Genomic DNA, 13100 nt, shown 5'->3' on the forward strand with positions numbered 1-13100 from the left:
GAGACGCCACCGATAAGAAAGGAATCCAGACTTGAACCTTAGAAACAGAGCCTCAACCCTGCTGTTGCTGCTTGGCTTTTTTAGCTCAACCCTCGCGACTGCCGCCGACTCCCAAGGGCGCTTTGCGGTCAGAAATGCCGGGATGGTCAGCTGCGAGAAGTTTATCGAGGAAAAGAGCAAAAACTCCCCAACCTTCAACCTCTACATGGGCTGGATCGACGGTTACCTGTCGGCCGCCAACCAGTTCACAGACGAGACCTTCGACCTGGTGCCTTGGGGCAACACCCCCTTCCTGGCTGCCCTGCTGGAGAATCACTGCAACAAGAATCTGAATCAGCGATTTTATATCGCCGTCAATATGCTGGCCGGAACGCTGCTGGAACAGCGCCTGACCGAGCACTCCGACCTTGTCGTTGCGGCTAATGAGAATCAGAAGACCTATATCTACAAACAGGTGCTGAAACAGGTCCAACAACAGCTCAAGCAGAGCCAACTGTACAGGGGATCGATTGATGGGATATTCGGCAACACCACCGTTGCCGCGCTGGAGGATTATCAGCGAGCCCAAGGAATCAAGGTAACCGGCCTTCCCGATCAGGTCACGCTGTACAAACTGCTCCGATCCCGCTCAGCAAAATAAGCCGAGTCAGCGACACTGGCCCGGCGCACCCGACCGATCAGCCACGCTCGTCTCGAAACAGTTCCGGACGCTGGTGGCTGATCACCGGCATCTGTTGGCGTAACTGTCGCTGGCGCTCTAAATCCAGCTCGGCCAGTACCATGCCCTCACCTTTTTCCAGGCAGTCGAGCCGCGTTCCCCAAGGATCGATGATCATCGAGTGACCATAGGTTTCGCGTTTGGCGTTATGCACACCGCCCTGGTTGGAGGCGATCACGAAACACTGGTTTTCGATCGCCCGGGCACGCAACAGCACCTCCCAGTGGGCCTCACCGGTCACCTGGGTAAAGGCTGCCGGCACACTGACTAGGTCGGCGCCCGCGGCGCGTAACGCCTGGTAGAGTTCGGGAAAGCGCAGATCGTAGCAGATCGTCAGCCCCAGGCGGCCAACCGGGGTATCCACCAGCACCAGCTTATCACCGGGTTCAATCTCATCGGACTCGCGGTAACTGCCCTGGTTATCGCTGACATCCACATCGAACAGATGCAGTTTGTCATATCGAGCTCGCTCCTGGCCCTGGTCATCGACCACCAGGCAGGCGGCTCGGACCCGGTCACCGGATCGGTTCAAGATCGGCAACGAACCGGCCACCAACCAGATGCCGTGCTGCTTGGCCTGCTGGCTTAAGAACTGCCGAATCGGCCCCTCTGGGCTGAGTTCCTCTGCACCGCGCTCGATCAGCATCGAGGTGTTGAATACGGCAAAGTTCTCCGGCAGTAACACCAGCTCGGCCCCCTGGGCCGCGGCTTCGGCGATCCAGTGGGCCGCCCGCTCCAGGTTGTGGCGCCAGTCGGCACCGCTGATCAGTTGAACCGCGGCAACCGTCGCCGGCCGTTGGCGACGCTCAGGGGTTTGAGTATCAAGCACGGATCACCATATTCTGTTCACGCTCCTCACCGATGGTCGTGTCCGGCCCATGGCCTGTGACTACCACCGCCTGCTCATCCAGGGTGTAGAGCCGCTCTTTAATCGATTTTTCGATCTGGCCGTAATCCCCGCCCCATAGGTCGGTACGACCGATCGAGCGACGGAACAACGTATCACCGGCGATCAGCAACTTGGCCTCTTCGAACCAGAAACTGGTCGAGCCCGGCGTGTGACCGGGCGTATGGATCGCAACGCCACCACAACACCCCAGGTCCTGGTCATCCTTAATGACCTCGTCCGGATCCGGCTGCGGAACGTAGGGTACCCCGAACATCTGGCACTGCTGCTCGATCATGTCCCACAAGAAATTATCCTGATCATGGAGATAGATCGGGGCCCCGGTCTTCTCTTTCAGCGCTCCGGCTGCCAGCACGTGATCCAGATGCGCATGGGTATGAAAGATCGCCACCAGCTGCAAGCCATTGGCGTTCAATTCATTGAGAATCTTGTCGGCATCACCGCCGGGATCGACCACGATGGCTCGACCGCTCTCAGTATCCCCGATCAGGGTACAGTTGCACTGCAACGGCCCCACCGGGAAGGTACGGCGAAACAGCTTGGTGGACTTATCCGGTTCGGTCGACACGGCCTACTCCTCATTCTCATCGTTACACTAGTGCGGCAATCAGCGGGAATCATTTTTCCGTTACGGGGATTGCGCTCTTTTGATGCTGCTGGATCAGCTCCATCTTCGGATTATTCCAGCCACCCTCGATACGGTACTTCACCGACGTGAACTTACTCAACTTCTTGCCGAAGAGTTTCTGAAACAGGAACACGGCACCGGCGACCTGCGGTGTTGCCATAAAGGCTGCCGCTACCGGCAGGTTCTCGCTTACCGGCAGGGTCACCTGCATGGTCTTATTGACCGTTTCCCGATACAGATCGAGCGACCCCTCCAAGGTCAGGTCGAAGGTCGGGCCGATCAGCTCCAATGGCTTCAAGTTCATAGCGTTACCGTCGGTGATACGGTAGCGACCGGTAATGTGATCGAAGCTGATCCCCTTCTTGGTCAGATCGGAGAAGTCCAGCGTCAGGCGTCGGAAGATCGTCTTGCTGTTAAACAGACTGAACAGTTTCAGCACCTGGGCACCTTCGCCGGTATCCAGTATCCGCCCCTGACCCGCACCGATCTCGGCTTCACCGTCCAAGGTCTGCCAGTTGAACGCCAGCGGCGAACCATCCCATGCCAACTGGCTCTCGATCACCGCCGACTTGGTTTCGATCCCCGGATCCGACCCCCAGGCCTGCATCACCTTGCCCAGATCGCTGGTGGTAAACATCAGCTGGACATCGGTGTTATGGACCCCGGCCTGATAGCGCCAGTCGATAGCTCCGGTCAGGGTCAAGGTTCCCATCCGGGCATTCAGGTCTCGCACCTTCAGACCATCGGCATACGGCTCAAACTGGAAGCGCCAACGTCCCAACTCCTGCTCGCCACGGCGAAGTTGCGCCAATTTCACTTTCAACGCCGGTAAGGTTGACGGATTCAGCCCGAACAGCGGGTCCTGCTCGGCAACAAAGGGTTTCGGCGGTGTCGGCTTATCCGCACTTCTGTTGGCATCATCGGCGGCGGGCAACTGCAGATAATCCAGCTCCAACTGCGGTACCCCGGTTTTCGGTAACAGCAACTGGCCGCGCACCAATGGGCTGTCCAACGCCAGCTGCCAATGCCCGGTCGCGGGACGTAAGCGAGCGTAAAGCTGATCCAAGCTGAAGTCGCCAATCTTGAACTGATCGACCCGAAGCTCGACCTGCCGCAACAGCGTTTCAAGCGCGTTGACTTCATAGGTGGTCGTGTTTTTCGTAGTCCGATTCGAGGGAGTAGTTTCGGCGAAGGTCCGTTCGAAGAACGCCTGCCAGGGCTCCAGCTCCACCGTCGGCAGATGCCCCCGGATCCAGAGACCGTCACGGCGCCTGCTGGGGGCTGTCTGATCCCTGCCCAGCACCAGTTCCGCACCACTGAACTCTTTGCTCAGCGGCAGCAACAGATCAAACTGACGATCATAGCGTACGCGCATCCAGGGGGTATCATCCAGGCTGACATCCAGCCCCAGCTCCCGCTCGCTGCCGGCCTGCTTGCCAAAGGGTGGCGGTAGTTCGATGGCGACCCCTTTGAGCTGCGAGTCGATCCGCAAATTGGAGCAAGGACTGGCACCTGCACAGATCTCCAACCTCGCGGCGTATTGGGTGGTGCCGCTCAACGGCTCCAGCAACGGTTGTTTAAGCCAGTCCTGCAGTACCTGCATGCTGGTGGTTCCGCGACCGCTGATAATGGTACGGTCGCCGTCCGCACGCTTACGGGTCTGGATACTGGCCTGTAGCGGGAAGCCGAACAACTGGGCCTCCAGGTTCGGCGACGACAAACCCTTGTGCTCGTGATAGCTCAGCTCTCCCCCAAGCTGATCAAAGCGCAATCCCAGTTCGGTATTTTCCAGCACCGCGTTCTCAAGTCGGCTGCTGACCCGGATCAATGAGCGCTCCGGTTCATTCAGATCGACACCCAGATTCAGGTGCGATGCGCTGTTACCCTCAAGCGCCCAGGGCGTCAGGGGCTTGGCCAGCACCTTGGCTGTCGGCCCTTCGATCAGAGTCTGGCGGATATCAGCCGCCGGGCCGTTGAGCTGGCCGTCGATCTGCAACACCGGACTGTGCGGCGGTAGATAGATCCGTCCGCCCGTCAGCTCGGTCTGCAGCAGCTGCCCGGCCGGCAAGTCGATCAACAGCTCGGTCCCCTTGATCAGCACAAAGGGGTTGGCGTGACGGATAGCGGGCCAGTCGGGCTGATACTGCACCTCGGCCTCGGCCACATCGTAGAACATCTGCAGGGTAGCGGCTTGCTGCAGTTCATTAGGACGATCGATCGGCAGGTCGTAGATCAATCCACCTTTGTGTAATTGCCCCGCGTTGATCGCGCCCTGCAACCAGTTGAACAGATTCGGATCGATCACCTTATCCGGGACAAACAATGGCGTCAGCCCGGCGTCGGCGTCGTGCATCCCGATCATCAGGACCAGCCGTCCATCCTGCTGCCGGTCTTTGGGAAGGTCGAGACTGAAGCGCCCATCGGCATTAACCGTGTCGCTGCGCAACTGCAGGTGCTCGCTGTCGACCCTTACCCCCTGATCCGAAATCTGCCAGCTGACCACTCCCTGGGCCTGATCAAAGCGCCAGCCCTGGCTGAAGATCTGGGGGAATTCCATCTCGAACCCGTCGGAATGAAAGTCGACCCGGCCACCCTCGCCGGTCGCCACCAGTAGACCATCGACCCCTTTCAATGCGGGTGCGCCCTCTGCCCACGCAAAAGTGCCAACCCCGACCTGATTCAGATCGGCACTGAAACGAAACTGCGGAGATTGCTGCGGTTCAGCGCTGAACCACTCAAAGCGGGGGTTATCCAGTACCCCCTCCGGGTTCAAGCCTTGCAGCTTCTGTTTGGTGGTCGGATCGATCCAGGGCAGGGTTTCAACCAGCCGCCATAACGGCTCCAATGCCAAGCGCTGCGCCGAAAGCTCCCAATCCGAACCCTGCTTACGACCAGACAATCGTTGCAACGGCAGTTCGATACCATCGATGCTGCCCTGAATGTCGGTCAGCGCCAGCTCGCCCTGGTCCAGCCCCTGCAGCGCCAGCTGCAGCTGCCATCTCAGATCCTGCACCTGAAGCTGTTGCTCATTGCGGCTCAGGGTTAATGCAGGCACCTCAAACTGCCCCTGCAACTGGTGCTGACCATCGGCGCTCCAGCGTCCCCAGAGCTGCGCCCCGAGCTGATAATGCGGCAGTTCCTCGGGCGGGTTGGCGATAAACTGATTCCAAAATTTCTCCGCCAGCACCGGCGCATTAAACGCAAACCGCGCCTTGAACTCGCTGTCACCGGGCCAGCCCTCGGTCACGGCCTTCAGTTCAATCGCCTGTTCAGCCCCCAGCACCAGATCGGCCAGCAGTGCATGGTGATCCCCCTGATTGCGCAGCTGCAGATTAACCAGCTGTGGCGGCAGCGGTGCCTGACCTTCAAACTGGACCCGCACCAGGCCATTGCGTATCTCAATCTGATCGTGCAGAAACAGTGAACGTCCCAGCGCCCGCATATTGCCCTGGCCGTCGCCCGGCAAGCTGTCGGGGCTACCGTTCAGATCGCCGGCCAGATCCCAGCCGCCCTGCTGATCACGGAACAGCGACAGATCCACCTGATCGATCAAGATCTGGTTGAACACCGGCTCCAGGTGCCACAGGGATCGCAACGAATCTAGCTGCAGCTCCATGCGGCCGATGTCGACACGGCGGCCACCCGACAGATACAAACTGACCCGGGAGGCTTCAAGCCGGGGAGAAAAGCGTGCCCAGCGGCCGGTAAGCTGATCAAACTCGATCCGATAGGCGGGTTCATCACTGATCAGTTCGGCCAGCTCGACCCGATAGTCGGGCAATACCTGCATCGCCCAGCGACCCAGGCTCAGAACCCCGGCCAGCAGAAAGATAAGCACGACGCAGCTGAAAACGACCCAGCGTCGCAGATGGTGGATATGGCGCCTGACCATTTTCCGTTACCGCAGCACCACGTCGAACTGTTCCGGCGTGTAGAGGGTTTCAACCTGGAATTGGATCGTCTTACCGATAAAGGCTTCCAACTCGGCAACATTATCCGAATCTTCGTCCATCAGTCGGTCGACCACTGACTGCGACGCGATCACCAGGTAGGTATCGGTATCGTAGGCCCGGGCTTCGCGAAGAATCTCGCGGAAAATCTCGTAGCAGACTGTCTCCGGCGTCTTGATCGAGCCGCGACCCTGGCACTGGCTGCAGGGTTCACACAACAGCTGCTCCAGGCTCTCACGGGTACGCTTGCGGGTCATCTCAACCAGCCCCAACTCCGAGACGCCGGTCAGTTTGCTCTTGACGTGGTCCTTCTCCAGCACCCGTTCAAGCGTGCGCAACACCTGCCGCCGATGCTCAGGCTCTTCCATATCGATAAAGTCGATAATGATGATGCCACCCAGGTTTCGCAGCCGTAGCTGGCGACCGATGGCCGTAGCAGCTTCCAGGTTGGTCTTGAAGATGGTCTCTTCGAGATTCCGGTGACCGACATAGGCGCCGGTGTTAACGTCGACGGTGGTCATCGCTTCGGTCTGATCGAAGATCAGGTAACCGCCGGATTTGAGTTCCACCTTGCGCCCCAGCGCTTTCTGGATCTCCTCCTCGACATTGTAGAGATCGAAGATCGGACGCTCGCCGGGATAGTACTCTAAGCGGTCGCTGATCTCCGGAACCAGCGACGAGACAAATTCGTTGGCCTTCTGGAAGGTTTCACGGGAATCGATCCGAATCCGCTCCACCATCGGTATCGCCACATCGCGCAGGGTCCGCATATGCAGCGGCAGATCTTCGTAGACCACCCTGGGAACATCTTTATCGGCCATCCGCTCGCGAACCTTACGCCACAGACGACGCAGATAGGCCACATCGGTCTGGATGTCCTCGTCGCGGGCGCCTTCGGCTGCGGTGCGCAGGATAAACCCACCGCTCTCACCATCACTGTCCTCGGCCAGGGCCTCGGTGATCAGCTGCTTGAGGCGGCTGCGCTCCTCTTCGTTCTCGATCCGCTGGGATACCCCGATATGCTCGCGCCCCGGCATAAAGACCAGATAGCGGGACGGCACCGATAGCCGCGTTGTCAGTCGGGCGCCCTTGGTACCGATCGGATCCTTAGTCACTTGAACCACCAGCGACTGCCCCTCGCGTAACAGCGAACTGATCGGCGGTTCGGGTTGCTTCTCCTCCTGATGACCATTGTTCGGGGTCAATTCGGCCACATGGATAAAGGCGGCCCGCTCCAGCCCGATATCGACAAAGGCGGCCTGCATGCCCGGTAGTACCCGTACCACCTTACCCTTGTAGATATTACCGACGATCCCCTTCCGCTCGGCCCGTTCGATATAGACCTCCTGCAGCATGCCGTTTTCGATCACGGCAACCCGGGTTTCCATCGGTGTGAAATTGATCAGTATCTCTTCGCCCATGCCCTGCGTTTCTCCTTCATCAGGTACTGCCCGGATCAGATAACGCCTCCGGCTGGTGAATCTGTCGCGTCCAAACAGTGTTTAACCTAACACTGCGGGTCTGAATTGTGGCAGCGCTAGCTGCTATCTTAAGTGCTAACTGCTGTCTTAATAGTGGCTGAGATTGATCCGATTTGCGTATCGCCCAACCCGATTCGAGCCAGATTCGATCAGCTCTCGGGCCGTTGCCAGGCCGGGATCCCAAACTCCGCCAGCAGCGCCGCCGTTTCGCTCAGAGGCAGCCCGACCACAGCGGAATAACTCCCTTCGATACGCTCGACAAACACCGCTCCCATCCCCTGGATACCATAGCCGCCGGCCTTATCGGCGGGCTCGCCGGTTTGCCAGTATCGACGGCACTCCTCAGCACTCAGCGATCTGAACCGCACATCGGTTGTGACCCGGATCACCCGCTGGCGTTCCCCTGCCACCAACGCAACGGCGGTAATCACCTGATGGCTGCGACCGGAAAGCCGCAATAACATCTCGACACCCTGCTGCTGGTCAGCGGGTTTACCGAGAATTACACCGTCGCAGATAACCGACGTATCGCTGCCCAGCACCACGATCCCGGGGTGACGGACGGCGACGGCCTGCGCCTTCTGCAGCGCCAACCGTTCGACGTAATCAGCAGCCTGCTCGTCGGCCAACGGGGTTTCATCGATATCGGCACTATCGGTGCCAAACCGCACCCCGATCTGGGTCAACAGCTCACGCCGGCGGGGCGAGCCTGAAGCCAGGATCAAGCGGGGCTTGGAATTCATCTTAACTGACCTTCAGTGCCCGACGGATACTGCGTAACAGAACAAAGATCCAGGGCCAGAAAAAGGCACTGACCAGAGACGGCAGCAGGAATAACAGCGAGTCAGACTTGGCACCGCCCAGTGCCTGTCCCCAGTTGAGCAGGAGCTGGTACAGCCCCACCAGCACCATGACCAACAGCGCCTGCTGCCAGACCGGATACATCCGGAAACGCTGATGCAACGACTTCATCAGTGCCGCCACCAGTGCCAACGACAGCGCATGGATGCCTAACAGGCTGCCCTGCAGAATATCCAGCAGCAGCCCCACGATCCAGGCATACCAAGGGCCGACCCGGTGCGGCAGAGCCGCCACCCAGTAAATCAGTACCAACACCGTCCATTGGGGTCGCCCCCACTCCATCGGCTCCGGCATCGGAATCTCGGTCAGCATCAGGGCCAGCATAAAGCTGAGCAGAATCACCCAACTGCCACGGGCAGGAGGTGCAACCATCAGGAATCCTCCTCGGAAACGGCCGGAACTTCAGCCTCGGGATCTGGTGTCGTTGAAGACGGGGCTTGGGACGCTGTCGGCTTGGGCACCACGGCTTCCTCAACCGGCGGCACCGGTTGCTGCTGCGGCGTAAAGACCAGCAACAGATGGCGACTGGTATCCAGCCGCGCCGCAGGCTCGGCCCGCACGGTGGCGAAGGCCTGGCCGGGATCGTGAATCACTTCGGTGACGGTGGCAACCGGATAGCCGAACGGGAAGCGGGATCCCAGCGACGAGCTGATCAGCAGATCGCCAGCCTGGATATCGGCGGTATCGGGCACATGGTTGAGCAGCAGCTCACGTCCCTTACCACGTCCGATCAACAACGAACGAAAGCCGCTACGGTTATCCTGCACCGGAATCGCATGCTGAACATCGGTGATCAACAGAACCCTTGATGTGTAGGGCCCCACTTCGACCACCTGCCCCATCACCCCGTTCTCATCCAGCACCGGTTGACCCAGGTAAACCTGATCGTTAAGACCTTTATTGATCACCAACTGATTGGAGAAGGGGTCGGCACTGACCCCGATCAGCTCGGCCAACAGCACCCGCTGATCCAGTCGCTCACTGGAATTGAGCAGCTCGCGCAGATGGGCATTCTCGGTGGTCAGCGAATCCAGCCGCTGCAGCTTACGGGCCATCAACAGCAGGTCGGAGCGAAGCTTTTCGTTGTCGAGCTGGAGTTGATCCCGGTCACTGAGAGACTGGTCCAGCCCGGTCAACATCCGGGTCGGAACATCCATCAGCCAGCGTAGCGGTGTCACCGCCAGGGTCAGGTAGCCACGGTAATAGGCCATCGGCGACCACAGCAGATCGGTCGCCATCAACGAAAACGACAGCACTACGATCAGCGACAGTCGGGTACGGGAGGACTGGCCTTTGAAGATCGGTTTAATGACCCACCTCCAACGACGACAACGCCCACAAGCGGTTCAGCCTGTGGGCGGTGGTATATGCAAGCGGGGTTGGCATCGGGCACGCCATCACAGCGCCCCTCTTATTCGGCAGCCAGCAGCTCGAATGCGTGCTTGTCGATCATCTCCAACGCCTTTCCGCCTCCGCGAGCTACACAGGTCAGCGGATCTTCGGCGACGATTACCGACAGGCCGGTTTCTTCGGCCAGCAACTGGTCCAGATCACGCAATAGCGCGCCACCGCCGGTCAACACGATGCCACTCTCGGCGATATCGGAAGCCAGCTCGGGCGGGCACTGTTCCAGCGCGCTCTTAACTGCCTGCACGATCGACTTCAACGGTTCTTCCAGGGCTTCCTGGATTTCACGGCTGTTGAGGGTGAAGCTGCGTGGAATACCTTCGGCCAGGTTACGACCGCGAACATCGATCTCGCGCATCTCACCGCCGGGATAGGCGGTACCGATCTCCTGTTTGATCCGCTCAGCGGTCGCATCACCGATCAGCGAGCCGTAGTTGCGGCGTACGTAGGAGGTGATCGATTCATCAAAGCGGTCACCACCGACCCGGACCGATTCGGCATAGACGATACCGTTGAGCGAGATGATCGCGATCTCGGTAGTACCACCACCGATATCGACCACCATCGAACCACTGGCCTCTTCGACCGGCAGTCCGGCACCGATCGCCGCCGCCATCGGCTCGTCGATCAGATAGACTTCGCGCGCTCCGGCACCCATGGCCGATTCTTTGATCGCCCGGCGTTCGACCTGCGTCGATTTGCAGGGTACGCAGACCAGCACCCGAGGACTGGGGGTCAGGAAAGAATTTTCGTGCACTTTGTTAATAAAGTGCTGCAGCATTTTCTCAGTCACATGGAAGTCGGCGATCACACCGTCCTTCAGCGGCCGGATCGCGGAGATGTTGCTGGGGGTACGACCCAGCATCCGCTTGGCGTCTGTACCGACCGCTACCACCGACTTGTGGTTACCGAGTTGACGGATCGCCACCACCGACGGTTCATTCAATACCACGTCCTTGTCACGGACATAGATCAGGGTATTGGCCGTGCCCAGGTCGATGGACAGGTCGCTGGAAAAAACTCCACGTAATTTTTTAAACATTGACCGACTTCGCTAGAAAAATGATTGTGGCCAGAGCACCTATATCGATGACACAGAAGGGTGCGGGTGGCGGCTCTATCAAATAAACGGCTAACTCTAGCAATGGCGCACCCGTTGAGCAAGGTTCAAGCCAGTTATTACGGCGTTATCGGATTGCCCTGACCGGGTCGGCCCATTATCATTGGCGATCATCTTTTAGAACATCTTTCGAACCCCATTACCCAGTCAGGAAAACGCCATGTCTCTGGACCGCTCCGAAGTGGAGAAAATCGCCCATCTGGCCCGCTTGCAGATCAACGAATCCGACATTCCTGAATACGCCGACAACCTCAATAACATCCTCGCACTGGTCGACCAGATGCAGCAGGTCGACACCAGCGCCGTCGAACCGATGGCCAACCCGCTGGATGCGGTTCAGCGCCTGCGCCCCGACGCAGTGACCGAAACCGATCAACGTGAGAATCTGCAAGCCAACGCACCGGCCACCGAAGACGGTCTGTTCCTAGTACCGAAGGTAATTGAATAGCACCGAAGGCCATTGAATAACGATCGACTGTGATTGAGTGATCGTCGCTGGATTCAGGTTATCGACGATCAAGCCAACTTACGCAGCCCAATTTTCGCATCGAGTCACTGGAAAGAATCCATGCATAACAAAACTCTCGCCGAACTCGCCCAAGGCCTGGCCAACGGCGCTTTCTCCAGCGTCGAGCTGACCCAGAGCCTGCTCGACCGGATCACAACCGAAGACAGCCGTTACAACAGCTTTATCAGCATCACCCATGCCCAGGCACTGGCCCAGGCCGAAGCTGCCGATGTCCGTATCAAGGCCGGCGATGCCGCACCGCTGACCGGGGTTCCGATCGCCCACAAGGATATTTTCTGCACCGACGGGGTTCGCACCAGCTGCGGCTCGAAGATGCTCGACAACTTTATCGCGCCCTACAACGCCACCGTGATCGAAGCCTTTAACCGGGCCGGTGCGGTTAACCTGGGCAAGACCAACATGGACGAGTTCGCCATGGGCTCCTCCAACGAATCCAGCTTTTACGGCCCGGCCCTGAACCCCTGGGATACCGATCGGGTACCCGGCGGCTCCTCCGGTGGTTCGGCCGCTGCGGTTGCCGCGCGTCTGGTTCCGGCGGCGACCGGTACCGACACCGGCGGTTCGATCCGTCAGCCCGCCGCGCTGACCGGCATCACCGGCCTAAAGCCGACCTACGGCCGGGTCTCGCGCTACGGCATGATCGCGTTTGCCAGCTCCCTCGATCAGGGCGGCCCGATGGCCCGCACCGCCGAAGACTGTGCACTGATGCTCAACGTCATGGCCGGTTTCGATCCGAAGGACTCCACCAGCATCGAGCGGGATGTGCCCGATTACAGCGCCGATCTGGACAAACCGCTGGATGGCCTCAAGATCGGTCTGCCGAAGGAGTACTTTAGCGGCGACATCGATCCCGAGATCCAGTCCGCGGTACAGGATGCGATCAAGCAGTACGAAGCGCTGGGTGCCACGGTCAAGGAGATCAGCCTGCCGAACACCCAGCTGTGTATTCCGGCCTACTACATCATCGCCCCGGCCGAAGCCTCATCGAACCTGTCCCGTTTCGACGGTGTTCGCTACGGCTACCGCTGCGAAGATCCCCAAGACCTGGAAGACCTGTACAAGCGCACCCGCGGTGAAGGCTTCGGTGATGAGGTCAAACGCCGGATCATGATCGGCACCTACGCGCTGTCGGCCGGTTACTACGACGCCTACTACCTTAAAGCCCAGCGCATCCGCCGCCTGATTCAGCAGGACTTTGTCGCTGCCTTCAACGATGTTGACGTGATCATGGGACCGACCACGCCGCACCCGGCGTTCAAGATCGGTGAAAAGACCAACGACCCGGTGGCGATGTACTTGGAAGATATCTTCACCATCTCGGTCAACCTCGCCGGTCTGCCCGGCATGTCGATCCCGGTCGGCTTTGCCAACGGTCTACCGGTCGGACTGCAACTGATCGGCAAGCACTTCGACGAAGCGCGACTGCTCAATATCGCGCATAAATTCCAGCAGGCCACCGACTGGCACACCAAAGCTCCCAGCGACGTATAAGAGAGGAC

At 59.3% G+C, this 13100-nt stretch carries 11 protein-coding genes; 3 read left to right on the plus strand and 8 right to left on the minus strand.

Translation table 11 applies throughout. The annotated features are described in order from the left end of the window. Positions 1-31 precede the first annotated feature (31 nt). Positions 32-640, plus strand: a complete 609-nt coding sequence (locus DV711_RS13010; protein ID WP_114696134.1) for a peptidoglycan-binding domain-containing protein — start codon at positions 32-34, stop codon at positions 638-640. A gap of 37 nt (positions 641-677) precedes the next feature. On the opposite strand, the gene DV711_RS13015 is transcribed toward DV711_RS13010, so the two are convergent. The 8 genes from DV711_RS13015 to DV711_RS13050 form a co-directional block, all read right to left on the minus strand. Continuing rightward, positions 678-1547 (minus strand): carbon-nitrogen hydrolase family protein, encoded by an 870-nt coding sequence (locus DV711_RS13015; protein WP_114696135.1) that lies wholly within the window; start codon positions 1545-1547, stop codon positions 678-680. Continuing rightward, positions 1540-2193 (minus strand): MBL fold metallo-hydrolase, encoded by a 654-nt coding sequence (locus DV711_RS13020; RefSeq protein ID WP_114696136.1) that lies wholly within the window; start codon positions 2191-2193, stop codon positions 1540-1542. The genes DV711_RS13015 and DV711_RS13020 overlap by 8 nt, the downstream gene beginning before the upstream one ends. A gap of 49 nt (positions 2194-2242) precedes the next feature. Next, on the minus strand, positions 2243-6145 hold the full coding sequence (locus DV711_RS13025; protein WP_114696137.1) for a YhdP family protein: 3903 nt from the start codon (positions 6143-6145) through the stop codon (positions 2243-2245). Positions 6146-6151: 6 nt separating this feature from the next. Further along, a complete protein-coding gene (gene rng, locus DV711_RS13030; protein ID WP_114696138.1) occupies positions 6152-7624 on the minus strand; it encodes a ribonuclease G in 1473 nt (490 codons plus the stop codon). A gap of 209 nt (positions 7625-7833) precedes the next feature. Then, positions 7834-8427, minus strand: coding sequence for a Maf family protein (locus DV711_RS13035; RefSeq protein ID WP_114696139.1), 594 nt, complete (start codon positions 8425-8427; stop codon positions 7834-7836). A 1-nt stretch (position 8428) separates the two neighbouring features. Beyond that, positions 8429-8917 (minus strand): rod shape-determining protein MreD, encoded by a 489-nt coding sequence (gene mreD, locus DV711_RS13040; protein WP_114696140.1) that lies wholly within the window; start codon positions 8915-8917, stop codon positions 8429-8431. Then, entirely contained in the window at positions 8917-9855 is a 939-nt protein-coding gene (gene mreC / locus DV711_RS13045) for a rod shape-determining protein MreC (RefSeq protein WP_114696141.1), read from the minus strand. Before mreC ends, mreD begins: the two co-directional genes overlap by 1 nt. A 101-nt stretch (positions 9856-9956) precedes the next feature. Continuing rightward, entirely contained in the window at positions 9957-10994 is a 1038-nt protein-coding gene (locus tag DV711_RS13050; RefSeq protein ID WP_114696142.1) for a rod shape-determining protein, read from the minus strand. A gap of 238 nt (positions 10995-11232) precedes the next feature. Here DV711_RS13050 and gatC point away from each other — a divergent pair, with 238 nt between their 5' ends. Both gatC and gatA read left to right on the plus strand, forming a co-directional pair. Continuing rightward, entirely contained in the window at positions 11233-11520 is a 288-nt protein-coding gene (gene gatC, locus DV711_RS13055) for an Asp-tRNA(Asn)/Glu-tRNA(Gln) amidotransferase subunit GatC (RefSeq protein ID WP_114696143.1), read from the plus strand. Positions 11521-11640: 120 nt separating this feature from the next. Next, positions 11641-13092 carry an Asp-tRNA(Asn)/Glu-tRNA(Gln) amidotransferase subunit GatA gene (gatA, locus tag DV711_RS13060; RefSeq protein WP_114696144.1) on the plus strand — a complete coding sequence of 484 codons (1452 nt, stop codon included), beginning with the start codon at positions 11641-11643 and terminating at the stop codon, positions 13090-13092. Positions 13093-13100 lie beyond the last annotated feature (8 nt).

This window comes from Motiliproteus coralliicola (assembly GCF_003345655.1).
GTDB classification, from domain to species: Bacteria; Pseudomonadota; Gammaproteobacteria; order Pseudomonadales; family Balneatricaceae; genus Motiliproteus; species Motiliproteus coralliicola.

Excerpts from the sequence above, each read along its gene's own strand:
- DV711_RS13025 (WP_114696137.1), bottom strand. The coding sequence starts at position 6,145 with ATGGTCAGGCGCCATATCCACCATCTGCGACGCTGGGTCGTTTTCAGC.
- rng (WP_114696138.1), bottom strand. The coding sequence starts at position 7,624 with ATGGGCGAAGAGATACTGATCAATTTCACACCGATGGAAACCCGGGTT.
- DV711_RS13035 (WP_114696139.1), bottom strand. The coding sequence starts at position 8,427 with ATGAATTCCAAGCCCCGCTTGATCCTGGCTTCAGGCTCGCCCCGCCGG.
- mreD (WP_114696140.1), bottom strand. The coding sequence starts at position 8,917 with ATGGTTGCACCTCCTGCCCGTGGCAGTTGGGTGATTCTGCTCAGCTTT.
- DV711_RS13050 (WP_114696142.1), bottom strand. The coding sequence starts at position 10,994 with ATGTTTAAAAAATTACGTGGAGTTTTTTCCAGCGACCTGTCCATCGAC.
- gatC (WP_114696143.1), top strand. The coding sequence starts at position 11,233 with ATGTCTCTGGACCGCTCCGAAGTGGAGAAAATCGCCCATCTGGCCCGC.
- gatA (WP_114696144.1), top strand. The coding sequence starts at position 11,641 with ATGCATAACAAAACTCTCGCCGAACTCGCCCAAGGCCTGGCCAACGGC.